Source organism: Streptomyces sp. NPDC016677 (genome assembly GCF_055562815.1).
On record NZ_JBVHEO010000003.1, the window covers coordinates 58713 to 81778 of the forward strand.

The 23066-nt window shown below is 71.9% G+C and carries 20 protein-coding genes; 14 read left to right on the plus strand and 6 right to left on the minus strand.

Annotation, left to right across the window (positions count from 1 at the left end; all coding sequences use genetic code 11):
* The first annotated feature begins 56 nt into the window (after window positions 1-56).
* Window positions 57-2111: a cell wall-binding repeat-containing protein gene (locus ACZ3IG_RS10050; protein ID WP_467430657.1), complete on the plus strand. Its 2055-nt coding sequence runs from the start codon at window positions 57-59 to the stop codon at window positions 2109-2111.
* Here the strand turns inward: ACZ3IG_RS10050 and ACZ3IG_RS10055 are convergent.
* Entirely contained in the window at window positions 2089-3333 is a 1245-nt protein-coding gene (locus tag ACZ3IG_RS10055; protein ID WP_467430658.1) for a THUMP-like domain-containing protein, read from the minus strand. The two genes, ACZ3IG_RS10050 and ACZ3IG_RS10055, sit on opposite strands and share 23 nt — an antisense overlap.
* Before the next feature lie 89 nt (window positions 3334-3422).
* On the opposite strand from ACZ3IG_RS10055, the gene ACZ3IG_RS10060 reads away from it, so the two are divergent.
* The 4 genes from ACZ3IG_RS10060 (at window position 3423) to groL (ending at window position 7459) form a co-directional block, all read left to right on the plus strand.
* Window positions 3423-4340 (plus strand): polysaccharide deacetylase family protein, encoded by a 918-nt coding sequence (locus ACZ3IG_RS10060; protein ID WP_467430659.1) that lies wholly within the window; start codon window positions 3423-3425, stop codon window positions 4338-4340.
* 88 nt (window positions 4341-4428) lie between these two features.
* Entirely contained in the window at window positions 4429-5142 is a 714-nt protein-coding gene (locus tag ACZ3IG_RS10065; protein WP_467430660.1) for a polysaccharide deacetylase family protein, read from the plus strand.
* 251 nt (window positions 5143-5393) lie between these two features.
* Entirely contained in the window at window positions 5394-5702 is a 309-nt protein-coding gene (gene groES / locus ACZ3IG_RS10070) for a co-chaperone GroES (RefSeq protein ID WP_019329594.1), read from the plus strand.
* Window positions 5703-5833: 131 nt separating this feature from the next.
* Window positions 5834-7459: a chaperonin GroEL gene (gene groL / locus ACZ3IG_RS10075; RefSeq protein ID WP_467430662.1), complete on the plus strand. Its 1626-nt coding sequence runs from the start codon at window positions 5834-5836 to the stop codon at window positions 7457-7459.
* Window positions 7460-7831: 372 nt separating this feature from the next.
* On the opposite strand, the gene ACZ3IG_RS10080 is transcribed toward groL, so the two are convergent.
* A complete protein-coding gene (locus tag ACZ3IG_RS10080) occupies window positions 7832-8260 on the minus strand; it encodes an ATP-binding protein (RefSeq protein WP_467430663.1) in 429 nt (142 codons plus the stop codon).
* Here ACZ3IG_RS10080 and ACZ3IG_RS10085 point away from each other — a divergent pair.
* Both ACZ3IG_RS10085 and ACZ3IG_RS10090 read left to right on the plus strand, forming a co-directional pair.
* Window positions 8144-8431: a Scr1 family TA system antitoxin-like transcriptional regulator gene (locus ACZ3IG_RS10085; protein ID WP_467430665.1), complete on the plus strand. Its 288-nt coding sequence runs from the start codon at window positions 8144-8146 to the stop codon at window positions 8429-8431. The two genes, ACZ3IG_RS10080 and ACZ3IG_RS10085, sit on opposite strands and share 117 nt — an antisense overlap.
* Entirely contained in the window at window positions 8428-8634 is a 207-nt protein-coding gene (locus ACZ3IG_RS10090) for a DUF397 domain-containing protein (protein ID WP_467430666.1), read from the plus strand. Before ACZ3IG_RS10085 ends, ACZ3IG_RS10090 begins: the two co-directional genes overlap by 4 nt.
* Window positions 8635-8721: 87 nt before the next feature.
* On the opposite strand, the gene ACZ3IG_RS10095 is transcribed toward ACZ3IG_RS10090, so the two are convergent.
* Together ACZ3IG_RS10095 and ACZ3IG_RS10100 are read right to left on the minus strand one after the other, a co-directional pair.
* Entirely contained in the window at window positions 8722-9492 is a 771-nt protein-coding gene (locus ACZ3IG_RS10095; protein ID WP_467430667.1) for an SDR family NAD(P)-dependent oxidoreductase, read from the minus strand.
* Between the two features lie 96 nt (window positions 9493-9588).
* Window positions 9589-10266: an MOSC domain-containing protein gene (locus ACZ3IG_RS10100; RefSeq protein WP_467430669.1), complete on the minus strand. Its 678-nt coding sequence runs from the start codon at window positions 10264-10266 to the stop codon at window positions 9589-9591.
* An 81-nt stretch (window positions 10267-10347) separates the two neighbouring features.
* On the opposite strand from ACZ3IG_RS10100, the gene ACZ3IG_RS10105 reads away from it, so the two are divergent.
* Complete coding sequence (locus ACZ3IG_RS10105; RefSeq protein WP_467430670.1) at window positions 10348-11247, plus strand: LysR family transcriptional regulator; 900 nt, start codon at window positions 10348-10350, stop codon at window positions 11245-11247.
* Window positions 11248-11288: 41 nt separating this feature from the next.
* Here ACZ3IG_RS10105 and ACZ3IG_RS10110 read toward each other — a convergent pair whose 3' ends face one another.
* Complete coding sequence (locus ACZ3IG_RS10110; protein ID WP_403533241.1) at window positions 11289-11618, minus strand: WhiB family transcriptional regulator; 330 nt, start codon at window positions 11616-11618, stop codon at window positions 11289-11291.
* Between the two features lie 389 nt (window positions 11619-12007).
* Between ACZ3IG_RS10110 and ACZ3IG_RS10115 the strand changes: the two genes are divergently transcribed.
* The 4 genes from ACZ3IG_RS10115 to ACZ3IG_RS10130 all read left to right on the plus strand — a co-directional run bounded on the left by ACZ3IG_RS10115 (window position 12008) and on the right by ACZ3IG_RS10130 (window position 16547).
* A complete protein-coding gene (locus ACZ3IG_RS10115) occupies window positions 12008-12619 on the plus strand; it encodes a response regulator transcription factor (protein ID WP_003948568.1) in 612 nt (203 codons plus the stop codon).
* 406 nt (window positions 12620-13025) lie between these two features.
* The gene (locus ACZ3IG_RS10120) at window positions 13026-13616 is read left to right on the plus strand and encodes a sigma-70 family RNA polymerase sigma factor (protein WP_215167476.1); all 591 of its coding nucleotides are present in this window, start codon (window positions 13026-13028) and stop codon (window positions 13614-13616) included.
* A gap of 198 nt (window positions 13617-13814) precedes the next feature.
* On the plus strand, window positions 13815-15317 hold the full coding sequence (guaB, locus tag ACZ3IG_RS10125; protein WP_467430671.1) for an IMP dehydrogenase: 1503 nt from the start codon (window positions 13815-13817) through the stop codon (window positions 15315-15317).
* Between the two features lie 105 nt (window positions 15318-15422).
* A complete protein-coding gene (locus ACZ3IG_RS10130) occupies window positions 15423-16547 on the plus strand; it encodes a GuaB3 family IMP dehydrogenase-related protein (protein WP_467430674.1) in 1125 nt (374 codons plus the stop codon).
* A 705-nt stretch (window positions 16548-17252) separates the two neighbouring features.
* On the opposite strand, the gene ACZ3IG_RS10135 is transcribed toward ACZ3IG_RS10130, so the two are convergent.
* Window positions 17253-18461 (minus strand): nucleotide sugar dehydrogenase, encoded by a 1209-nt coding sequence (locus ACZ3IG_RS10135; RefSeq protein WP_467430676.1) that lies wholly within the window; start codon window positions 18459-18461, stop codon window positions 17253-17255.
* Window positions 18462-18784: 323 nt separating this feature from the next.
* Between ACZ3IG_RS10135 and ACZ3IG_RS10140 the strand changes: the two genes are divergently transcribed.
* Window positions 18785-20491: a glycerol-3-phosphate dehydrogenase/oxidase gene (locus ACZ3IG_RS10140; protein WP_467430677.1), complete on the plus strand. Its 1707-nt coding sequence runs from the start codon at window positions 18785-18787 to the stop codon at window positions 20489-20491.
* Window positions 20492-21005: 514 nt separating this feature from the next.
* Window positions 21006-23042 (plus strand): serine/threonine-protein kinase, encoded by a 2037-nt coding sequence (locus ACZ3IG_RS10145; protein WP_467430678.1) that lies wholly within the window; start codon window positions 21006-21008, stop codon window positions 23040-23042.
* The last annotated feature ends 24 nt before the right edge of the window (window positions 23043-23066 follow it).

Here is a 23066-nt window from a genome sequence, read left to right on the forward strand (position 1 = left end):
CGGCGTCGACAGCGACGCCGACATCGATGTCCTCCGATCCGTGGGGGGTCGACAACTTGAGACTGTTCACGCGCCGCCGTGCCGCGGCGCTCGCCACCTCGGCGGTACTCGCCGCCGTGGGCACCCTGGCCACCGTGCCCGGCGCCGTCGCCGACGACGCCGGACCCTGGCCGGGTACCGAGGGCAGGATCCTCACCAGTGGGGGAGGGCTGATCGACCCGGCGACCGGGCGGGTCGCCCAGATCCCCGGCGTCGGCGGCACCGACGCCGCCTGGGCGCCGGACGGCAGCCGGCTGATCACCTCCGCCGGCCAGATCACCAGCTACCGGCCGAGCGGCTCCACGCCCATCACCCTGCCCTGGGCGGAGGGCGTCCGCTCCAGCGCCGCCTACGAGGATCTGGCCTACTGGTGGGGCGGGCGCTACGTCGTCTTCTCCACCGGCGGCCAGCTCGTCTACGGCCCGTCCGACGGCTCGTGGGCGCCCGTCCCGCTGCTGACGGACGCCCAGGAGCCGTCCACCGTCTGCGACACCGACCCGGCGGTGAACCCGTCCGGCCAGGTCGCCTTCACTCGCAGCACCGGCTACGGCTGCTACGACAACGCCGGCGTGTACGTCTTCGACGGCGACGCCGGCACGATCAAGCGCGTCCTGACCGACGCCGCGCAGCCCGCCTGGTCGCCGGACGGCACCCGGCTCGCCTTCGTCCGCGCGGACGCCGACGGCAACCCGCAGGTCTTCACGGCGAACGCCGACGGCAGCGCGGTCACGCAGCTCACCAGCGGCCCGCGCTGGTACGCCAACCCGTCCTGGTCGCCCACCGGCGAGCGGATCGTCTTCGACGCCCACACCACCGGGAACAGCGCCGACGTGCACACCGTCGAGTACGCCGACCTCGCCACCGGCGAGCTGACCGCCGTCACCGACGCCACCCAGAGCGCGTACGTCGACAGCCCGAGCTGGCAGCCGCTGCGTCAGAACAGCACCGCCCGGGTCTGGGGCGCCGACGCCTACGCCACCGGCATCGCCTCCTCCCGCTGGACCTTCGACGACATCGGCGGCGACGTGCCGGGGCTGCTGGACGCCAAGGCGGCCGTCCTGGTCCAGCAGGACAGCCCGGAGTACGCGCTGACCGCCGCCACCCTGGCCGGCAAGAAGCAGGCGCCGGTCCTGATGACCCCGAAGACGGGGCTGTCGACGGCGGTGAAGAACGAGCTGAAGCGGACGCTGAAGCCCGGCGCCGACGTGTGGATGATCGGCGGCACCTCGGTACTGAGTTCCTCGGCCGCCGCCCAGCTGCGCACCCTCGGCTACGTCCCCAAGCGGATCTCCGCCGCGGACCGGTACGCCACCTCCGTCTCGGTGGCCAAGGTGGTCACCACCGCCCCGAAGTACGTCTTCCTCGCCGACGGCACCGACTACCAGGGCGCCCTCGCCGCAGCGGCCGCGGCAGGCGCCGACGGCACCGGCAGCGCCGGCGGCCTGGTGCTGACCAGTGGCAACAAGCTCAGCACCGGGGTGCGGTCCTACCTCAACAGCCTGAACCCCGACAAGACCATGATCATCACGGTCGGGTCGGCGGCGAAGTACGCGCTGACCCACTCCACCTTCTCCAAGTGGCCGTCGACGTACTCGTACTATCCGATCACGGGCTCCACCGACGCCGCGCTGTCGGTGGCCGTCGCCAAGTTCTGGTGGACCGCGCCCAGCCAGGTCGGCCTCGCCTACGCGGGCAACTGGCGCGACGGTGTCTCGGCGGGCTCGGCCATGAACGTCTTCGGCCCGCTGCTGTGGACCTCCCGCCCCGCGCTGTCCGCCGAGACCAAGAGCTACCTGCTGCGCCAGTCGGCCGGCACCCAGGGGGCGATCGCCTTCGGTGACACCGCCGCGGTGACGGTGACCGCGCTGAACTCGGCGGGCTCGTCGATCAGCGCGAGCGGCACGCAGTTCACGTACCACCCGTACTACGACGGCAAGGTCCCGGCGAGCCCCGCGGCGACCGCCCGGTCGGCGATGCGGACCAACGACGGGCAGGAGATCACGGTCGCCCGCTCCGGCCCCGTCGGCTCCGACCCGCACCTGGACTCCCTCAGGACGGTCCACCGCCAGTGACCGGACCGCCGGTGACGGGGCCGTCGGAGAGCGGACCCCCGGCAGCCGGACGCGCGGGGGCGCCGACGAGCATGAACGGCGCCCCCGCCACCCGGGTCAGGAACACGGTCGCCGCGTGCGGCCCCTGCGGCTTGACCTTCCTCCGCAGCTCCTCCGGCTCGACCGCCGACCCCCGCTTCTTCACGGTCAGCGTCCCGACGCCGCGCTCCCGCAGCAGCGCCCTCAGCTTCTTGACGTTGAAGGGCAGCAGGTCGGTGATCTCGTACGCCGTGGCGTACGGCGTCGGCAGCAGCGCGTCCGCGGTGACGTACGCGATCGTCGCGTCGAGCAGCCCGCCGCCGACCTGGTCGGCCACCTCGGCGACCAGATGGGCGCGGATGACGGCGCCGTCCGGCTCGTAGAGGTACCGGCCGGGGGTGCGGACGTCCGGGTCGGGCAGCCGGCGGGAGAGCAGGGTGCGCGGGCCCGGCAGCAGCGTCGCCCGCACCGCGCCCGGCTCGGTGCCGAACCACAGCACCGCCTCCTTGACGTCCCCGCCGTCGGAGATCCACTCGGCCTCGGCGCCCTCGGGCACCGCCTCGTGCGGGATGCCGGGCGCCACCTTCAGCGCGGCGGCCCGGGACGCCGTACGGGCCGCCCGCACGGCCCACGACAGGGGCGGCGAGTAGGCCTCGGGGTCGAAGATCCGGCCCCGGCCGCCTCGCCGGGCGGGGTCGACGAAGACCGCGTCGTACCCGCCGGTCTCCACCTCCGCGACATCCCCCTCCCACACCTCGATCAGCCCGTCGAGCCCCAGCGCCTCGGCGTTGGCGCGGGCCGCGGCGGCCGTCGCCGGGTCCCGGTCCACCGCCAGCACCCTGATCCCGGCGCGGGCCAGCGCGATCGCGTCCCCGCCGATCCCGCAGCACAGGTCGGCGACGGAGGTCACGCCCAGCTCGGTGAAGCGCCGGGCGCGGTACGCGGCGACACTCGCCCGCGTCGACTGCTCGACCCCGTTGGGCGTGAAGAACATCCGCCCGGCGTCCTCGGCCCCGAACTTCGCCACCGCCCGCTGCCGCAGCCGGGCCTGGCCCAGCGCCGCCGAGACGAGGCCGGCCGGGTGGGTGCGGCGCAGCCGGGTGGCGACGGCCAGCTCCTCGGCGGGATCGGTGTCGCGCACCTGGTCGAGCAGGTCGCGGCCGGCGGGGGTGTCGAGGGCGAGGAGGGCGTCGAGGTCGTTCACCGGGCCATTGTGGGCCAGGCGGTGGACCGTTCACCTCCGGTCGCGTGTCGGGCGGGCTGACGGTCCGGCGGCTGCGAGGATCCGGCACCATGCGAGCAGTAGTACAAAATGACAAAAATCGGGTACGTCGCAGAGGGAAGGCGCGCGTCCGTGGCGGTCTCGCCGTGCTCGCCCTCGCCATGCTCGTCCCGGGCTGTGCGCTGGGCTCCTCCGACGTGCGGCCCGCCGCCGGCCAGCCCCTCCAGGCGCCCCCGGCCCGCGCGCTGGACGCCTACGCAGGCAAGCTGCGCGCCGCGCACGCCGTGGCGAAGCGCTGGGGGCTGAAGCGGGCCCCGCTGCCCGCGCCCCCGCCCCCGGCCGAGAAACCGGAGATCCCCACCCGCGACGGCTTCGAGGTCGACGACCACACCGAACGCGGCCTCCCGCCGGTCTTCACCACGGTCCCGACCAAGGAGAAGATCGTCTTCCTCACCATCGACGACGGCGGCGAGAAGGACCGCCGCTTCCTGAAGATGATGAGCGACCTCAAGGTGCCGTACACCGCCTTCCTCAGCGACTACCTGGTGAAGGACGACTACGCCTACTTCAAGAAGATGCGGGCCCGCGGCGTCACCCTGAACAACCACACCCTCACCCACCCCTACCTGCCCGGCCTCTCCTACGCCGAGCAGCGGCGCGAGATCTGCGGCATGCAGGAGGTGATCCGCGAGCAGTACGGCAAGCGCCCCTCCGTCTTCCGCCCGCCCTTCGGCAACTACAACCAGGACACGCTGGTCGCAGCCAAGAGCTGCGGCATCACACACGTCCCGCTGTGGAACGAGGAGGTCTTCGCCGACCACTGGGACTACCGCGAGTGGGACCGCGAGATCCACCCCGGCGACATCGTCCTCACCCACTTCCGCGGCACCAAGGACTGGGACGGCACCATGCGCGACATGGTCCGCCGCTTCCTGGACAAGGTCACCGCCGAGGGATACGCGGTGGCCCGCCTGGAGGACTACCTGTGAGGCGCTCGGAGGACCACCCGCGAGCCGCTTGGAGGCCCGCCTGCGAGCCGCGCGGAGGACTATCTGTGAGGCGGCTGGAGGACCACCTGTGAGGCGGCGCCGGGCGGCCGCGGCGGGAGCCGCCCTGGCCGCCGCTCTCCTCACCGCCTGCGCCACGGCCGGCGCCCCCGCCCGTCCCGGGACGGGCCCCGGGACGGGCGGGGGTCCGGCGGGCGGCCTGCCGCCCGTCGTCGACCACGTCCCGACCCGCGACCGCGTCGTCTTCCTCACCTACGACGACGGCGCCGAACGCGACCCCGGCTTCCCCGCCCTGGTCCGCGACCGGCGGCTGCCGGTCACGCTGTTCCTCACCGACAAGGTCGCCGGACCGGCGTACGGCCACTTCGCGCGGCTGCGCGCGGTCGGCGCGAGCCTGCAGAACCACACCCTCGACCACCCCGCCCTGCGCGGCCTGCCCTACGCCGGTCAGCGCGCCGAGATCTGCGGCCAGCAGCGCAAGCTGAAGTCCCGCTTCGGCGTCCGCCCCCGGCTCTTCCGCCCGCCCTACGGCCGCTACGACACGGCGACCCTGCGGGCCGCCGCCGGCTGCGGCATCACGGCGGTCGTCCTGTGGCGGGCCGCCCCGGACGCGACCGGCGCGCTGGCCTTCACCCGCGGCGAGCCCCGCCTGCGCCCCGGCGACATCATCGCCGTCGACCCGGACCGCCCGAAGGGGGCATCCCTGACGGCGCGTACGGAGCGGGTGCTGCGGGAGATCGAGAGGGAGGGGCTGAGGGTGGGGCGCCTGGAGGACTACCTGTGACGTCCCGGTGACGCCCCTCGCCGGAACGTCACGGAAACCGGCGTCCACCAGCGAATCCCCGCCGACGCGCCGCGAGGATTGGCACTCCGCTTGACCGAGTGCTAACCACAGTCATAGTCTCAGGTCTGGCACTCCCCCCAGGAGAGTGCCAACAACGCGACGGGCAGGTCCGGCACCCGCGACGACGGATCGACCTGGTCGCCACCTCAGACAGTTAACCCCGTGAGATCTCCGAAGGGGGAGGTCGGATCGTGACGACCGCCAGCTCCAAGGTTGCCATCAAGCCGCTCGAGGACCGCATCGTGGTCCAGCCGCTCGACGCCGAGCAGACCACGGCCTCGGGCCTGGTCATTCCGGACACTGCCAAGGAGAAGCCCCAGGAGGGCGTCGTCCTGGCCGTGGGCCCGGGCCGCTTCGAGGACGGCAACCGTCTTCCGCTCGACGTCTCCGTCGGCGACGTCGTGCTCTACAGCAAGTACGGCGGCACCGAGGTGAAGTACAACGGCGAGGAGTACCTCGTCCTCTCGGCCCGCGACGTCCTCGCGATCGTCGAGAAGTAGTTCACCCGAAGCACTTCGCTTCGAAGCACATTGCTTTTCAGCTGCGCCCCTGGCCCCCGCCACCACCAAGAAGCCGGGCGCCCGGGGCGCAGCGTCGTTAACCCATATTCCGGAAGAGGGCTCACGCTCCCATGGCGAAGATCCTGAAGTTCGACGAGGACGCCCGTCGCGCCCTCGAGCGCGGCGTCAACAAGCTCGCTGACACGGTGAAGGTGACGATCGGCCCCAAGGGCCGCAATGTCGTCATCGACAAGAAGTTCGGTGCCCCCACCATCACCAACGACGGTGTCACGATCGCCCGTGAGGTCGAGATCGAGGACCCGTACGAGAACCTGGGCGCCCAGCTGGTGAAGGAGGTGGCGACCAAGACCAACGACATCGCGGGTGACGGCACCACCACCGCCACGGTCCTGGCCCAGGCGCTGGTCCGTGAGGGCCTGAAGAACGTCGCCGCCGGTGCCTCCCCGGCGCTGCTGAAGAAGGGCATCGACGCGGCCGTCAAGGCGGTCTCCGACGACCTTCTCGCCACCGCCCGCCCGATCGACGAGAAGTCCGACATCGCCGCCGTCGCCGCGCTGTCCGCGCAGGACAGCCAGGTCGGCGAGCTGATCGCCGAGGCGATGGACAAGGTCGGCAAGGACGGTGTCATCACCGTCGAGGAGTCCAACACCTTCGGTCTGGAGCTGGACTTCACCGAGGGCATGGCCTTCGACAAGGGCTACCTGTCGCCGTACTTCGTCACGGACCAGGAGCGCATGGAGGCCGTCCTGGAGGACGCCTACATCCTGATCAACCAGGGCAAGATCTCCTCCATCCAGGACCTGCTGCCGCTGCTGGAGAAGGTCATCCAGGCCAACTCCTCCAAGCCGCTGCTGATCATCGCCGAGGACGTCGAGGGCGAGGCCCTCTCCACCCTGGTCGTCAACAAGATCCGCGGTACCTTCAACGCGGTGGCCGTCAAGGCCCCCGGCTTCGGTGACCGCCGCAAGGCGATGCTCCAGGACATGGCCGTCCTCACCGGCGCCACGGTCATCTCCGAGGAGGTCGGCCTCAAGCTCGACCAGGTCGGTCTGGACGTGCTCGGCACCGCCCGCCGCATCACCGTCACCAAGGACGACACCACCATCGTCGACGGTGCCGGCGACAAGGCCGACGTCGAGGGCCGCGTCAACCAGATCAAGGCCGAGATCGAGGCCACGGACTCCGACTGGGACCGCGAGAAGCTCCAGGAGCGCCTCGCCAAGCTGGCCGGCGGCGTGTGCGTGATCAAGGTCGGCGCCGCCACCGAGGTGGAGCTGAAGGAGCGCAAGCACCGTCTGGAGGACGCCATCTCCGCGACCCGCGCCGCGGTCGAGGAGGGCATCGTCTCCGGTGGTGGCTCCGCCCTGGTCCACGCGTCCAAGGTCCTGGAGGGCAACCTCGACAAGACCGGCGACGAGGCCACCGGTGTCTCCGTGGTCGCCCGCGCCGTCGTCGAGCCGCTGCGCTGGATCGCGGAGAACGCCGGCCTGGAGGGCTACGTCATCGTCTCCAAGGTCAAGGAGCTGGAGAAGGGCAGCGGTTACAACGCCGCCTCCGGTGAGTACGGCGACCTGGTCAAGGCCGGCGTCATCGACCCGGTGAAGGTCACCCGCTCCGCCCTGGAGAACGCCGCCTCCATCGCCTCCCTCCTCCTGACGACCGAGACCCTGGTCGTCGAGAAGAAGGAAGAGGAAGAGCCGGCCGCCGCTGGTCACAGCCACGGCCACAGCCACTGAGGCTCCCCGCGCGCTGAACGCCGGTGCCCGGCATCCCCTTTCGAGGGGGTGCCGGGCACCGGCGCGTTGTCAGTGGGCTCGGGCATGCTGTGAGCACGGACGCAGGGGAGGGGGCGGCGCTGCGTACACCGGTCAGGGGCGACGTCATGTTCGATGCCTTGCGTGCCGATCCCGGGGTTCCGCGTCGCGCGGTGCTGAAGCGACTCCTCAGCGGCGCCCGCCGTACCGGCCGCCGCAGCCCCACCCCGGCCAGCCGAGGCCGGCTCCCCGGCAGGCGGACAGCCGACGGCCCACCACCCGGCAGGGCCTCGGCCGATACCTGGGCACGCTCACACCGACGCCCCCGGCCAGGGGCCAGACCCACGGGGAGCACTACCCGGACCTGTTGGCGGAGGTCCGCTCGCTGTGCGGCGAGGGGCACGGACCGGAGGCGTAGCGCCCGTCGGACACGGCCACGACCATCGCCCACACCGTCTTCCCGGGACCGCCGGCCCGTTCGCACACGCCCCAGCGGTCGGCGAGCGCGGCCACCAGCAGCAGACCACGCCCGCTGTCCTCGCCGGGATCACCGCTCGTCGGCCGCGGCAGGCACTCCCCGAGCGTGTCGCTCACCTCGACCCGTACGAACCCGAGGTCAGGGAAGGGGACCAGCCGCATCTCCGCGTCCCGTCCGGGGACCCGGCCGTGCGTGACGGCGTTCGCGGCCAGCTCGGCGACGATCAGCGCAACGTCGAGTTGCAGGTGATGCCGACAGACCGCGATGAACACGCGGGTCTGGCCGGTCCGTTCACGTTGATCCACTCGGCGGATCAGCGCAGGATGGCTTACATGGAGGTACAGGACGTGAGCGCCCTGTACGCGGACCCGAAGAAGGTCGGTTCGTTGGAGGCGACGTACGGCGTTCTCCGAGCGCAGGCGCTGACTCCGAGGGAGTCTCTGACCTTCATCGAGAAGCTGTTGGGAGAAGTATGAAGACAGGCGGTCCCACGTCCGGCGCTGCTGAGCCGCTCTGGGCCAAGAGCAGCTACAGCGCAGGCAATGGCGGAGATTGCGTCGAGGTCGCGGACATCGGCGCGTCCGTGCTGATACGTGACTCCAAGCGGCCGACGGAGTCGATCCTCACCGTCGGCGTCGATGAATGGGCGGCGTTCGTGCGCATGGCAACGCGCCGTTGACGCGCGGGGGGAGGGGCGACCGGCCGACCGGTCGCCCCTCCCCTCCATCACCCGCGGCTGTGCGTCACGCCCACCCCGGGGCGCGGCTCACTGCGGCCCGTACTTCCGCGTCCGCGAGCTGACCGCCCCCAGCATGCCCCGCGGCACCAGCTTCGCCGCGCCCATCAGGGCCTTGTAGCGGGGGTCGGGGATCGACAGGGTCTTGCCGCGGGCCAGGTCGTCGAGGGCCGCCGCGACCACCTTGTCGGCGTCCAGCCACATCCAGTCGGGGATGCTGTCCGTGCCCATCCCGGCCCGCTCGTGGAACTCCGTGCGCACGAAGCCGGGGGCCAGCGCCATGAGCCGTACGCCGCTGCCGGCCAGGTCCCTCGCCGCGCCCTGCGTGAACTGCACGACCCACGCCTTGGAGGCGCCGTACGTGCCGCGCGGGACGAACGCCGCGACCGAGGCCACGTTGACCACGCCGCCGCGGCCCCGCGCGCGCATCGCCGTCGTCGCCGCCGACGTCAGCCGCAGCACCGCCTCGCAGTGCACCTTGAGCATCCGCAGCTCGTCGGCCATCGGGACGTCGAGGTAGCGGCCCTTGTTGCCGAAGCCGGCGTTGTTGACCAGCAGGTCGACCGGGTTCTTGCGGTCCTCCAGCCGGGCGGCCACCGCCTCGATGCCGGTGTCCTCGGCCAGGTCGGCGGTCAGGACCTCGGCCTCGATACCGTGCCGGTCGTGCAGTTCGGTCGCCTGCTCGCGCAGTCGCCGGGTGTCACGGGCGACCAGCACCAGGTCGTGCCCGTCGGCCGCCAGCCGCCGCGCGAACGCGGCGCCGATGCCTGACGTCGATCCCGTAATCAATGCCGTTGTCATGACGCAAGGTTAGTGACCCGGACTGTCGGCGTCCGGTTCGCTCACCGAGCCTCCGTCCGGTGAAGCGCCGGTGAAGGTACGGCAGGCCCGCCGGTGCTACGGGGAAACGGCGGCCGTCCGGGACCCCTCCGCGTACGCCCGTGCCTTCGCGAGCGCCACCGGGTGCAGCGCCTCGCCCGCCGCCAGCAGGCGCGGCAGCAGCTCCCGCTCGGTCGTCACCGCGCGGAACTGCAGCGCCACCGTCACCTCGTGAGCAGGCCGGTGCACGACTTCGACCGGGTCGCCCGCCCGCACCTCGCCGGGCACGATCACCCGCAGATACGCGCCCGGCGCGCCCTTGCGGGTGAACCGCTTCACCCAGTGTTTCTCACCCAGGTGGCCCTGGAAGGTGAGGCACGGGATACGTCCGCTGGTGACTTCGAGGACCACGTCGGGGCCGATCCGCCAGCGCTCGCCGATCAGCGCCCCGGAGACGTCCACACCGGAGGTGGTGAGGTTCTCGCCGAACGCGCCGGAGCGCAGCGTGCGCCCCAGCTCGCGCTCCCAGCCGTCCAGGTCCTCGCGGGCCACCGCGTACACCGCCTGGTCGTCCCCGCCGTGGTGGCGGGTGTCGCAGACCGTGTCCCCGGCGACGCCGCTCGCGCCGTCCGGCCCGGGCGCCACGATCCGCACCGGCCCGTCGGCCGGCCTCTTGTCGATGCCGGTCACCCCTTGGGGGTGGTCCGTGTACGACACGGTCTCGGGACGGCCCAGATTCACCGAAAGAAGCCTCATGACCCGCACGGTAGACGAGCGCGGTCAAAGCGTCGACGCATTTGTCGCCGGTACGTCAAAGCTTCGCTTATCCTCGGTCGCGTGATCGAGGCTCGTCATCTCCGCGTGCTGCGCGCCGTGGCCGCCACCGGCTCGTTCTCGGCGGCGGGGCGCGCGCTGGGCTGCACCCAGCCCGCGGTCAGCCAGCAGATGAAGGCCCTGGAGGCGTCCGTCGGCACGCCCCTGCTGGTCCGCGGCCAGCGCGACATGCGGCTGACCCAGGCCGGCGAGGCCCTGGTCCGGCACGCCGCGGGCATCCTCGCCGGGCTCACCGCCGCCGAGGAGGAGGTCGCCGCCATCGCCGGGCTGCGCGCCGGCCGGGTCCGCCTGGTCTCCTTCCCCAGCGGCAGCTCCACCCTCGTCCCCACCGCACTCGCCGCCCTGCGCGCCGCCCACCCCGGCACCCGGGTCTCCCTGGAGGAGGCCGAACCCCCGGCCTCGGTCGAACTGCTGCGCGAGGGCGACTGCGACGTGGCGCTCACGTTCCGTTACGAGGGAGCCGCGGGCGGCGCCGAGGAATGGGACGACCTCGTCGTACGGCCGCTGCTGTCGGACCGGCTCGTGGCGCTCGTACCCGACCGGCACGCCCTGGCGCGCGCCGGGTCCGTCGCCATCGGGGAGCTGGCCGACGAGCCGTGGATCGCGGGCTGCCCGCGCTGTCGCGGCCAGTTGGTCGAGGTGTGCGAGGCGGCCGGTTTCTCCCCCCGGATCGACTTCGCCACCGACGACTACCCGGCGGTCGTCGGCCTGGTCGGCGCCGGTCTCGGCGTCGCCGTCCTGCCCCAGCTCGCGGTCGACTCGGTACGGCCGCGGGGTGCCCGCACGGTGCGGCTGGAACCGGCGGTGCGGCGGGAGATCGTCGCCCTCACGCTGCCGGACCTGGCGCAGGTGCCGGCCGTCGCGGCGACGCTCGACCAGCTGGCGCGGGCCGCGGGGCGCTGACGCGCGCGCGTGCCACGTACGGCGCTTGCAGAAACGTTCCTTCAGCTGTTCGGGGCGGCGTCCGTGCCGCCGGCCGCCGCGGGTACCAGACGGTGGCGCGCCCGCCCCATCAGTTCCTCACGCTCGTCCTCGGTCAGTCCGCCCCACACGCCGTACGGCTCACGTACGGCCAGCGCGTGCGCGGCGCACTCGGCGCGGACCGGACACCGCATGCAGACCTCCTTGGCCGAGTTCTCGCGAGCGCTTCGGGCCGCGCCGCGCTCCCCCTCCGGATGGAAGAAGAGCGAGCTGTCCACCCCGCGGCAGGCGGCCAGCAGCTGCCAGTCCCACAGGTCCGCGTTAGGTCCGGGAAGGCGGGAGAAATCTGCCATTGCGTGACCCCTTGTAACCGATATGGGTGGATGCCGTATCCACGACCGTACAACTACGATCTAAGGAGATGAAAATATGACCCATTGCGAATCTAGTGCCAGACACCTCCAAAGCGGAAGAAAAGCGTCTAAATGGGGCACGGGTTGTGGTGAAAGATTGAGGGTCCCCGCGCGTGACTGCGTCGTGTTCGTCCCCTCACGTAGAGTGCCGAAGACGACACACAGCCCCGTAACTCTTTCGAGTGACCGTCGTTGAGAGGGCGGAGGCGGTTGCAGGAACAAGCGCTCGGGCGGGCGTCCGAGACGGTGACCGCACAGGTGACGAATTCCGTACCAGCCTGGAGGCTCAAGGTGACGCGCAGCAGCTGTGAGAGCCGCGGAGGACAGCCATGACATCCGTCCTCGTCTGCGACGACTCCCCGCTTGCCCGAGAGGCGCTCCGCCGCGCGGTCGCGACCGTGCCCGGCGTCGAGCGCGTGACGACGGCGGCCAACGGCGAGGAAGTCCTCCGCCGCTGGGGTGCCGACCGCTCGGACCTGATCCTGATGGACGTGCGCATGCCCGGCCTGGGCGGCGTCGAGACGGTCCGGCGGCTGCTGTCCGCCGACCCCGGCGCGCGCATCATCATGCTGACGGTCGCCGAGGACCTGGACGGCGTGGCCCTCGCGGTCGCCGCCGGCGCCCGTGGTTATCTGCACAAGGACGCCTCGCGCGCCGAGCTGCGGGCCACGGTCACCCAGGCGCTGGCCGACCCGACCTGGCGGCTCGCCCCGCGGCGGCTGCGCTCGGCCGAGATGGGCGCCGCGCCCACGCTCACCGCGCGCGAGATCCAGGTCCTGGAGGGCATGAGCCACGGCCGCTCCAACGCGGAGATCGGCCGTGAGCTGTTCCTCTCCGAGGACACCGTCAAGACGCACGCCCGGCGGCTCTTCAAGAAGCTCGGCGCCTCGGACCGGGCACACGCGGTGGCGCTCGGTTTCCGGTGGGGCCTGGTCCGCTAGGCAACGCCCGTGAGGCGCGGACCCACGGGGGCGTACGGAGGCGCGGCCGGCCTCGGCCAGGGTGCGACGGACCCCGGTGAGGGCGCGACGAGCCCCGACGGACGTGCGGCAGTCCCTGACGGAGGCGCGGCAGTCCCTGACGGAGGCGCGGCAGTCCCTGACGGAGGCGCGGCGGGCCCCGCTCATCACCAGGTGGGCGGGGGTGACGAGCGGAACCGCCGGGTGCCCGCTGCCCGTTTCGGCGCCGATGCCGCATCCTTGAGGTGTGGAGTTCCTCGGGGACGAGTCGGTCGAGCGGAAGGGGAGGGCGCAGGGGATGAGTTCCGGCGCACCTGCTCATAACGCTTCGGTGCACAACAACGGACGCGGCGGAGCGGACCAGACGGCCGCAAGGCACCATGGACCGATGCGTGACGACGAGACGGCCCCTGGGCAAGGGGGAACAGTCGGTGCGCTCGTCCACCGTGCCGTAGACGGGGACGAGCAGGCCACGCACGACCTGCTCGCCCATGTCCACCCCCTCGCACTGCGCTACTGCCGCACCCGGCTGTCCCGGCTGCCCGGCGACGCGCGTCACTTCGTGGAGGACCTGGCCCAGGAGGTCTGCGTGGCGGTGCTCCTGGCGCTGCCCCGCTACAAGGACACCGGGCGCCCGTTCGAGGCGTTCGTCTTCGCCATCGCCGCCCACAAGGTCGCCGACCTCCAGCGCGCTGCGATGCGCCACCCCGGCTCGACCGCCGTCCCCTCCGACGAGATGCCCGAGCGGCCCGACGACTCCCTCGGCCCCGAGGAACGCGCCCTGCTCAGCAGCGACGCCGAGTGGGCCAAGAAGCTCCTGGCCAACCTCCCCGACAACCAACGGGAACTGCTCCTGCTGCGCATCGCGGTGGGGCTCACGGCGGAGGAGACCGGTCAGATGTTGGGAATGTCACCCGGCGCCGTCCGCGTGGCACAGCACCGCGCGCTGAGCCGGCTGCGGGCCCTGGCGGAGCAGTAGCCGCCCCGACGGCGCAGGCGTGCCATGCCGGGCGCGGGCGCGCCTGCCCGGGGCGGCGGCCACCCCGTTGAACGGGCGGCCCGTCACCTTCGTACGAACATACGGCGGTGGAAGATGCCCATGATCGTGGAATGCGCCACCTTCACTTCCCGTTAGCATGGACATCCGCACCGATCAAGGCCATTTGGGGAAGGTGTCATGACTGCGAACGTCGACGGAGTGCCCGATAAATTCGCGACACTCGGGCTGACCTACGACGACGTGCTGCTGCTGCCGGGCGCCTCCGCGGTGCTCCCGAACGCGGTCGACACCTCGTCCCGTATCTCCCGCAACGTGCGGGTCAACATCCCGCTGCTCTCCGCGGCGATGGACAAGGTGACCGAGTCCCGGATGGCGATCTCCATGGCCCGTCAGGGCGGTGTCGGTGTCCTGCACCGGAACCTGTCCATCGAGGACCAGGCCAACCAGGTCGACCTGGTCAAGCGCTCCGAGTCCGGCATGGTGGCCAACCCCATCACCATCCACCCGGACGCCACCCTCGGCGAGGCGGACGCGCTGTGCGCCAAGTTCCGCATCAGCGGCGTGCCGGTCACCGACGGCGCCGGCAAGCTGCTCGGCATCGTCACCAACCGTGACATGGCCTTCGAGACCGACCGCTCCCGGCGGGTGCGCGAGGTCATGACGCCGATGCCGCTGGTCACCGGCCAGGTCGGCATCTCCGGTGTGGACGCCATGGAGCTGCTGCGCCGCCACAAGATCGAGAAGCTGCCGCTGGTCGACGGCGACGGTGTCCTCAAGGGCCTGATCACGGTCAAGGACTTCGTGAAGGCCGAGCAGTACCCGCACGCCGCGAAGGACGCGGAGGGCCGCCTGATCGTCGGCGCCGCCGTGGGCGCCAGCCCCGAGGCGCTCGACCGCGCCCAGGCCCTCGCCGAGGCCGGCGTGGACTTCCTGGTCGTCGACACCTCGCACGGCCACAACAGCAACGCCCTCAGCTGGATGGCGAAGATCAAGTCGAGCGTCGGCATAGACGTCATCGGCGGCAACGTCGCCACCCGCGACGGCGCCCAGGCACTCATCGACGCCGGTGTCGACGGCATCAAGGTGGGCGTCGGCCCCGGCTCCATCTGCACCACCCGAGTGGTCGCCGGCATCGGCGTCCCGCAGGTCACGGCGATCTACGAGGCGTCCCTCGCCGCCCGGCCCGCCGGCGTGCCGCTGATCGGCGACGGCGGACTGCAGTACTCCGGCGACATCGGCAAGGCGCTGGCCGCCGGCGCCGACACGGTGATGCTGGGCAGCCTGCTCGCGGGCTGCGAGGAGTCGCCGGGCGAGCTGCAGTTCATCAACGGCAAGCAGTTCAAGTCGTACCGCGGCATGGGCTCGCTGGGCGCCATGCAGTCCCGTGGCCAGGGGAAGTCGTACTCCAAGGACCGCTACTTCCAGGCCGAGGTCGCGTCCGACGACAAGCTCGTGCCCGAGGGCATCGAGGGCCAGGTGCCCTACCGGGGCCCCCTGGCCAACGTGCTGCACCAGCTCGTCGGCGGCCTGCGCCAGACCATGGGCTACGTGGGCGCGGCCACCATCGAGGAGATGGAGTCCAAGGGCCGCTTCGTGCGGATCACCTCCGCGGGCCTGAAGGAGAGCCACCCGCACGACATCCAGATGACGGTCGAGGCGCCGAACTACAGCCGTAAGTGAGCGAAGCGCTTCCCGAGGGCGGCCCCGGAGCACCGGGGCCGCCCTCGTCCGTGTCCGTCGGGGATACTGGAAGACGCTGCAACGCATGAGGGAAAGGCCACACACGTGACTGAGATCGAGATCGGGCGCGGCAAGCGCGGCCGCCGGGCATACGCCTTCGACGACATCGCCGTCGTCCCCAGCCGCCGTACGCGGGACCCGAAGGAGGTCTCGATCGCCTGGCAGATCGACGCCTACCGCTTCGAGCTGCCGTTCCTGGCCGCCCCCATGGACTCGGTCGTCTCCCCGGCCACCGCCATCCGCATCGGCGAACTGGGCGGCCTCGGCGTACTCAACCTGGAAGGGCTCTGGACGCGCTACGAGGACCCGCAGCCGCTGCTCGACGAGATCACCGGTCTCGACGCGGAGACCGCGACCCGCCGCCTCCAGGAGATCTACGCCGCCCCGATCCGTGAGGAGCTGATCGGGCAGCGCATCAAGGAGGTGCGCGAGGCCGGTGTCGTCACCGCCGCCGCGCTCTCCCCGCAGCGCACCGCCCAGTTCTCCAAGGCCGTGGTCGACGCGGGCGTGGACATCTTCGTCATCCGCGGTACGACCGTCTCCGCGGAGCACGTCTCCAGCGCCGCCGAGCCGCTGAACCTGAAGCAGTTCATCTACGAGCTGGACGTTCCGGTGATCGTCGGCGGCTGCGCCACCTACACCGCCGCCCTGCACCTGATGCGCACCGGCGCCGCGGGTGTCCTCGTCGGCTTCGGCGGCGGCGCCGCGCACACCACGCGCAACGTGCTGGGCATCCAGGTGCCGATGGCGACCGCGGTCGCCGACGTGGCGGCGGCCCGCCGGGACTACATGGACGAGTCCGGCGGCCGGTACGTGCACGTCATCGCGGACGGCGGCGTCGGCTGGTCCGGCGACCTGCCCAAGGCGATCGCCTGCGGCGCGGACTCGGTGATGATGGGCTCGCCGCTGGCCCGCGCCACGGACGCGCCGGGCAAGGGCCACCACTGGGGCATGGAGGCCGTCAACGAGGAGCTGCCGCGCGGCAAGAAGGTGCACCTCGGCACGGTCGGCACGCTGGAGGAGGTCCTCACCGGGCCGTCCCACCACCCCGACGGCTCGATGAACCTGTTCGGCGCCCTGCGCCGCGCGATGGCCACCACCGGCTACAGCGAGCTGAAGGAGTTCCAGCGGGTCGAGGTGACGGTGGCGGACTCGCAACACCGGCGGTAGTCACGACGGACCGTCGTCACGACGGACGGTCGTCGCGGAGGCCGGTCGCCCTTGCGGGGGTGACCGGCCTCTTTCGTGTGTCCGGGCGTTCGGGCGTTCGGGCGTCCGGGCGGTCCGGCGCGGGGGCGCGCAGGGTGATCGGGGGGCGCATGGTCGTCTTCGGCCCGAATACGCCGAAATGCGCCCTGGAGCGCCGGTAACGTCCGTGTCCGGCGCCCCGGTTCTTCTGGGACGCCCCCTTCCAAGGAAACGCGTTCCGGGCCCCGTCCCCTCGGGGCCCGGCCCGAATCCAGACGCGCCGCCCACCGGGCTGACGGCGGCATCGTGGAAGGGGGCGTGCCCATGGGACGTCACCGCAAGCCCACCCGCTGGGACCGGATCCGTCTTCGGATGGTTCAGTGCCGGAGGAGGTGGATCTTGCGGATTTTCGGATGGTGAGCGGCCACCCCCACGAGAACTAGGGGTGGACACTCCGTGATCCATCTTGGAGCCTGCCGCAGCTTCAGCCCTGCGGTGGGCTCCGCCTTCTGTGTTGCGGAATTCCGGATGGTGAGCGGCCATCCCAAGGAGAACTAGGGGTGGACACTCCGTGATCCATCTGGGGTCCGCCGCAGTGCCCTCTGCGGTGGGCCCGCCTCTACGTTACCCACCCAGCCCGCCGCCCACCACACCCCTCGTGGCGGGGACGGCATGCGCGCGCCCCTCTCACAACCGATGCGCCGCCCCCGTGGGGGTCGCCCCCCGCGTGTCCAGCAGCAGCTGGGCCTTCACCGACAGGCCCTGGAGGTCGTACGTGCGGTGCTGCTGGAGGAGGATCGTCAGGTCGGCGTCGGCGGCTGCCTCGTAGAGGGAGTCGGCGCGGGGGATGGGGCGGTCCAGGACGGTCCAGGACGGGATGTGCGGGTCGTGGTAGCTGACCGCGGCGCCCATCGAGAGCAGGCGGGTCGCGACCTCCTGGGCCGGCGTGCCCTGCTGGTCGGCGAGGTCGGCCTTGTACGTGACGCCGAGGAGGAGCACGCGGGCGCCGCGCGCGGACTTGCCGTGCTCGTTGAGGAGGGCGGCGGCGCGCTGGACGACGTAGCGGGGCATCTGGGTGTTGACCTGCTGGGCGAGTTCGACCATGCGCAGGCCGCGGGGGGCGTGGCCGGCCAGGTCCTGGGCCACGGAGTGGCCGCCGACGCCGGGGCCGGGGCGGAACGTCTGGAAGCCGAAGGGCTTGGTCTCCGCGCAGCGGATGACGTCCCAGAGGTCGACGCCGAGGTCGTGGCAGAGGACGGACATCTCGTTGACGAGGGCGATGTTCACATGGCGGAAGTTGGTCTCCAGGAGCTGGACCGTCTCCGCCTCGCGGGGGCCACGCGCGCGTACCACCTTGTCGGTGAGCCGGCTGTAGAAGGTCGCGGCCGACTCGGTGCAGGCGGGGGTGAGGCCGCCGATGACCTTGGGGGTGTTCGCGGGGGTGAAGTCGCGGTTGCCGGGGTCGACGCGGCTGGGGGAGTAGGCGAGGTGGAAGTCGCGGCCGGCGCGCAGGCCGGAGCCGTTTTCGAGGAGAGGGCGGAGGAACTCCTCCGTCGTGCCGGGGCGGACGGGCGACTCCAGGATCACCGTGGTGTGCGGGCGCAAATGTGCCGCCAGGGTGCGCGCCGCGGCCTCGACCTGGCCGAGATCAGGGCCGCCGCCCTCGCTCGGCGGGGTCGGGGCGCAGATGACCGCGGTGCGGACCCGGCCCAGCTCGGCCGGCCCGGCGGCCGTCCGGAAGCCGCCCGCGAGCATCCGGCGCAGCTCGGCGGGGGTCAGGGAGCCGGCCTCGGGCCCGGTCCGGTAGCCGAGGGTGGGGATGCCGGCGGCGATGGCGGCCTGGGCCAGGGGCAGGCCGTAGGGGCCGAGTCCGATGACGGCGAGATCTGCGGGCATGGCGTGGGCCGTCCTTCCCAATATCCGGAGCGGGACAGGTGCGCAAGCCCTGTGGACAGAACGGGCGAGCACAACGTCAGACTAGGAGTAAATATGACCGATTTGTGGGATTGGTCGGCCGAGTTTCGGTGAGTGTTGAGGGCTCTGTGCACCGGAAGAGCCCTCTGAGGTTGTCCACAGGCTCTGGGTGCGTGGTGGCTGAAGTCGGGCAACCCGGTCAGAATCTGGGCAGGGGGGTACTGGGAACCACCGGGCTTCGCCTGCCTGACGGGTGCGGCCGACGCGACCGATCGATGGATGAGCGGGATGAGCGGGAGGCAGCGGTGAGGACAGCGACACTGGGCCCGGCGCAGCGAGCCGAGTCGCTCGCGGCCATGGCCGAGCGGGAACTGGACGTACTGGTCGTCGGCGGCGGCGTGGTCGGCGCGGGCACCGCCCTGGACGCCGTGACCCGCGGCCTGTCCACCGGGCTGGTCGAGGCGCGGGACTGGGCGTCGGGCACCTCCAGCAGGTCGAGCAAGCTGATCCACGGCGGCCTGCGCTATCTGGAGATGCTCGACTTCGCGCTGGTACGGGAGGCGCTGAAGGAACGCGGCCTGCTGCTGGAGCGACTCGCCCCGCATCTGGTGAAGCCGGTGCCGTTCCTGTATCCGTTGCGGCACACGGGATGGGAGCGGCTGTACGCCGGTTCGGGCGTCGCGCTCTACGACGCGATGTCGATGGCCCGCGGGCACGGCCGGGGCCTGCCGCTCCACCGTCATCTCACACGCCGTCACGCCCTGCGCGTGGCACCGGCACTGAAGAAGGACGCGCTGGTCGGCGCGCTCCAGTACTACGACGCGCAGATGGACGACGCCCGCTTCGTGACCACGCTCGTCCGCACGGCGGCGGCGTACGGCGCGCCGGTCGCCAACCGCGCGCGGGTGACCGGTTTCCTGCGTGAGGGCGAACGGGTCGTCGGGGCCCGGGTGCGGGACGTCGAGGGCGGCGGCGAGTACGAGATCCGCGCCAAGCAGATCGTGAACGCCACGGGCGTGTGGACCGACGACACCCAGTCGCTGGTGGGGGAGCGCGGGCAGTTCCACGTCCGGGCCTCCAAGGGCATCCACCTCGTGGTCCCCAAGGACCGCATCCACTCCTCGACCGGGCTGATCCTGCGCACCGAGAAGTCCGTGCTGTTCGTCATCCCCTGGGGCCGGCACTGGATCATCGGCACCACCGACACCGACTGGGACCTGGACAAGGCCCACCCGGCCGCCTCCAGCGCGGACATCGACTATCTCCTTGAGCACGTGAACTCGGTCCTCTCCGTGCCGCTGACCAGGGACGACGTCCAAGGCGTGTACGCGGGGCTGCGCCCGCTGCTGGCCGGCGAGTCGGACGCCACCAGCAAGCTGTCGCGCGAGCACACCGTCGCCCACCCGGCGCCGGGGCTGGTCGTCGTGGCGGGCGGGAAGTACACGACGTACCGGGTGATGGCCAAGGACGCGGTCGACGAGGCCGTGCACGGACTCGACATGCGCGTCGCCGACTGCGTCACCGAGGACGTGCCGCTGCTGGGCGCCGAGGGCTTCTCGGCGCTGTGGAACGCGCGGGCCCGCATCGCCGCCCGCACCGGCCTGCACGTCGTGCGCGTGGAGCACCTGCTGAACCGGTACGGCACCCGGACCGAGGAACTGCTGGAGCTGATCGCCGCCGATCCCTCGCTCGGCGACCCCCTCCAGTCCGCCGACGACTATCTGCGGGCCGAGGTCGTCTACGCCGCCTCGCACGAGGGGGCACGGCATCTGGACGACGTGCTGACCCGGCGCACCCGCATCTCCATCGAGACCTTCGACCGGGGCACGCGCAGCGCCCGCGAGGCCGCCGAACTGATGGCGCCGGTGCTGGGCTGGGACAAGGACCGGATCGAGCGCGAGGTGCAGCACTACGAGAAGCGGGTGGAGGCCGAGCGGGAGTCCCAGCGCCAGCCCGACGACCTCACGGCGGACGCGGCACGGCTGGGGGCACCGGACATCGTGCCGTTGTGACGGGGTCTTCGGACCTGTCGTGACGGGGTCTTCGGGCCTGTCGTGACGGGGTCTTCGGGCCCGTTGTGACGGGCCTCCGGACCCGACGTGGCAGGGTCTCCGGCCCCGTCGGTCCCGTCGGCCGCATTCACTCGAACGGGTGTGCGTGGTCGGGATATCCGGGCGGACGCCGGGCGTTCTACCGGGTGTAAGGGCAGAACTCGGGGGCGGACACAGGGTCGTGCGGACCGGGCGGCGAAGTACGGGAACCAGGGGAGGAGGTGACGGACGGTCCCGACGGAAGGACCGGTTGGGGAGAGGTCAGAACCAGACGGAGGTCTGGAGCGTCCCAAGCGGTGGCGCCACGGTTTCGTCCGCGTCGCGCCACTCGTCCAGGGCGGGGGGAACGGCCGGTTCACCGGGCTGCCCGGTACTCGGGGCCGCGGGGCGCGGTCAGGGGGCACCCTGGGCGTCGAGCACTTGTCGGGTGAGAGACAATGAAGGCTCTGTCAGGGCGGGTTGCATGAGGGGACGCATGTCGGAGGCGGAGCGGGCGGGGACATCCCGTCAGGACAAGAGCGCACGTCTCCTCGCCGGGCGGTACCGGCTGGGAGATGTGCTCGGCCGCGGCGGCATGGGGACGGTGTGGCGGGCCCAGGACGAGACCCTGGGACGCACGGTCGCCGTCAAGGAGCTGCGGTTCCCGACCAACATCGACGAGGAGGAGAAGCGGCGCCTGATCACGCGGACGCTGCGCGAGGCCAAGGCGATCGCGCGGATCCGCAACAACGGCGCCGTGACGGTCTTCGACGTGGTCGACGAGGACGACCGGCCGTGGATCGTGATGGAACTCGTCGAGGGCAAGTCGCTCGCCGAGGCCATCCGGGAGGACGGCCTCCTGGAGCCCAGGCGCGCGGCCGAGGTGGGGCTGGCGGTGCTGGACGTGCTGCGGTCCGCGCACCGCGAGGGCATCCTGCACCGCGACGTGAAGCCGTCGAACGTGCTGATCGCCGAGGACGGCCGGGTCGTGCTCACCGACTTCGGCATCGCCCAGGTCGAGGGCGACCCGTCCATCACCTCCACCGGCATGCTCGTCGGCGCGCCCTCCTACATCTCCCCGGAGCGGGCCCGCGGGCACAAGCCGGGACCGGCGGCCGACCTGTGGTCGCTGGGCGGACTGCTGTACGCGGCCGTCGAGGGCACGCCGCCGTACGACAAGGGCTCGGCGATCGCGACGCTCACCGCGGTGATGACCGAGTCGCTGGAGGAGCCGAAGAACGCCGGTCCGCTGCGGGACGTCATCTACGGACTCCTCACCAAGGACCCCGCCCAGCGCCTCGACGACGCGGGCGCCCGCGCGCTGCTCAACAAGGTGATCCACGCGCCCGCGAGCACACCGGCCGAGCCGATGGACGCGACCAAGGTCGTGCCGTTGCCCGCCCAGCCGGACGAGCGTTCCGGGAGCAGGCGGGGCGAGGAGGCCGGGGAGCGGCTGAAGGGGGCGCTGCGCTCGGTGCGCAAGGCCGCGGTGTCGGCCGGAGCGGTCGGGGCGGCTGCCGGGGCCCGCGCCAAGTCCCGGAGCGGTTCGGCCACCACCGGGTCGGCCACTACGGGGTTCGGGTCCGGGTCCGTCGCCACGGGGTCCGGCGCTGGGGCCGCCGAGGGCGCGGCTGCTGCCGGTGCGGTGCGTGGGACCGGTGCCACGGCGGCCACGCCTGCCGCGGGCGGCGGGAACACGACGACGGGCGGCCGGAGTTCGGGCTGGCCCGTGATGACGCCGCCCGACCTGCCGTCCCGGCCCGTGCCGAAGGCGTCCCTCACCGACGTGGTGCCGCGGCGCACGCTGGTGATCATCGCGGTGGTCGTCGTGCTCGCCGTGATCGGCACCGTACTGGCCTTCACGCTGGGCGACGACGGCGAGGAGAGCGGCGGGAGCGGCGTGGGGACCACGGCCACCGCCACCGCGAGCGACCAGACCAAGCAGGACGACAGCACGGACAGCGCGGGAGCGTCGGCGCCCACCGCGGACGGCTCGACGGGTGCGGAGGCGAGCGCGTCCGGTGGCACGGGCACGGGCGGTTCCGCCGAGGACGAAGAGGACGGGAACGAGGACTCGACGGGGACGGAGGACTCCGGCAACGGGGCCGTCGCCACGCACGAGGGTGACCAGGGGTACGAGATAGGACTGCCCGAGGGCTGGAAGTACCAGACCACGGGCTCCGCAGGGGACCGGTTTACCGGACCGGACGGGCAGAAGCTGCTCGTCGCCTGGACGTCCACGCCCAAGGACGACCCGGTGGCGGACTGGAAGAACCAGGAGCGGTACATGACCCGCTCCCAGTACAAGAAGATCCGCATAGAGGAGGTGGACTACCGGGGGTGGAACACGGCCGACTGGGAGTTCACCTATGTGGACAGCGGTACCAAGTACCGCACGATCGACCGGGGATTCGTCGTCGACGACGATCAGGGGTACGCCCTCATGTACACCGCCAAGGCCGCCGACTGGGGCACTGACCAGCGCCGGGAGACCTGGCAGACCCTCACGAAGAGCTTCGAGCCGCAGCCCTGATCCCTCCCTGCGCCCGGCGTGCGC

Excerpts from the sequence above, each read along its gene's own strand:
- ACZ3IG_RS10110 (WP_403533241.1), bottom strand. The coding sequence starts at position 11,618 with ATGGCAGATTTCTCCCGCCTTCCCGGACCTAACGCGGACCTGTGGGAC.
- guaB (WP_467430671.1), top strand. The coding sequence starts at position 13,815 with ATGACTGCGAACGTCGACGGAGTGCCCGATAAATTCGCGACACTCGGG.
- ACZ3IG_RS10090 (WP_467430666.1), top strand. The coding sequence starts at position 8,428 with ATGAAGACAGGCGGTCCCACGTCCGGCGCTGCTGAGCCGCTCTGGGCC.
- ACZ3IG_RS10060 (WP_467430659.1), top strand. The coding sequence starts at position 3,423 with ATGCGAGCAGTAGTACAAAATGACAAAAATCGGGTACGTCGCAGAGGG.
- ACZ3IG_RS10100 (WP_467430669.1), bottom strand. The coding sequence starts at position 10,266 with ATGAGGCTTCTTTCGGTGAATCTGGGCCGTCCCGAGACCGTGTCGTAC.
- ACZ3IG_RS10115 (WP_003948568.1), top strand. The coding sequence starts at position 12,008 with ATGACATCCGTCCTCGTCTGCGACGACTCCCCGCTTGCCCGAGAGGCG.
- ACZ3IG_RS10135 (WP_467430676.1), bottom strand. The coding sequence starts at position 18,461 with ATGCCCGCAGATCTCGCCGTCATCGGACTCGGCCCCTACGGCCTGCCC.
- ACZ3IG_RS10120 (WP_215167476.1), top strand. The coding sequence starts at position 13,026 with ATGCGTGACGACGAGACGGCCCCTGGGCAAGGGGGAACAGTCGGTGCG.
- ACZ3IG_RS10095 (WP_467430667.1), bottom strand. The coding sequence starts at position 9,492 with ATGACAACGGCATTGATTACGGGATCGACGTCAGGCATCGGCGCCGCG.
- groL (WP_467430662.1), top strand. The coding sequence starts at position 5,834 with ATGGCGAAGATCCTGAAGTTCGACGAGGACGCCCGTCGCGCCCTCGAG.
- ACZ3IG_RS10145 (WP_467430678.1), top strand. The coding sequence starts at position 21,006 with ATGTCGGAGGCGGAGCGGGCGGGGACATCCCGTCAGGACAAGAGCGCA.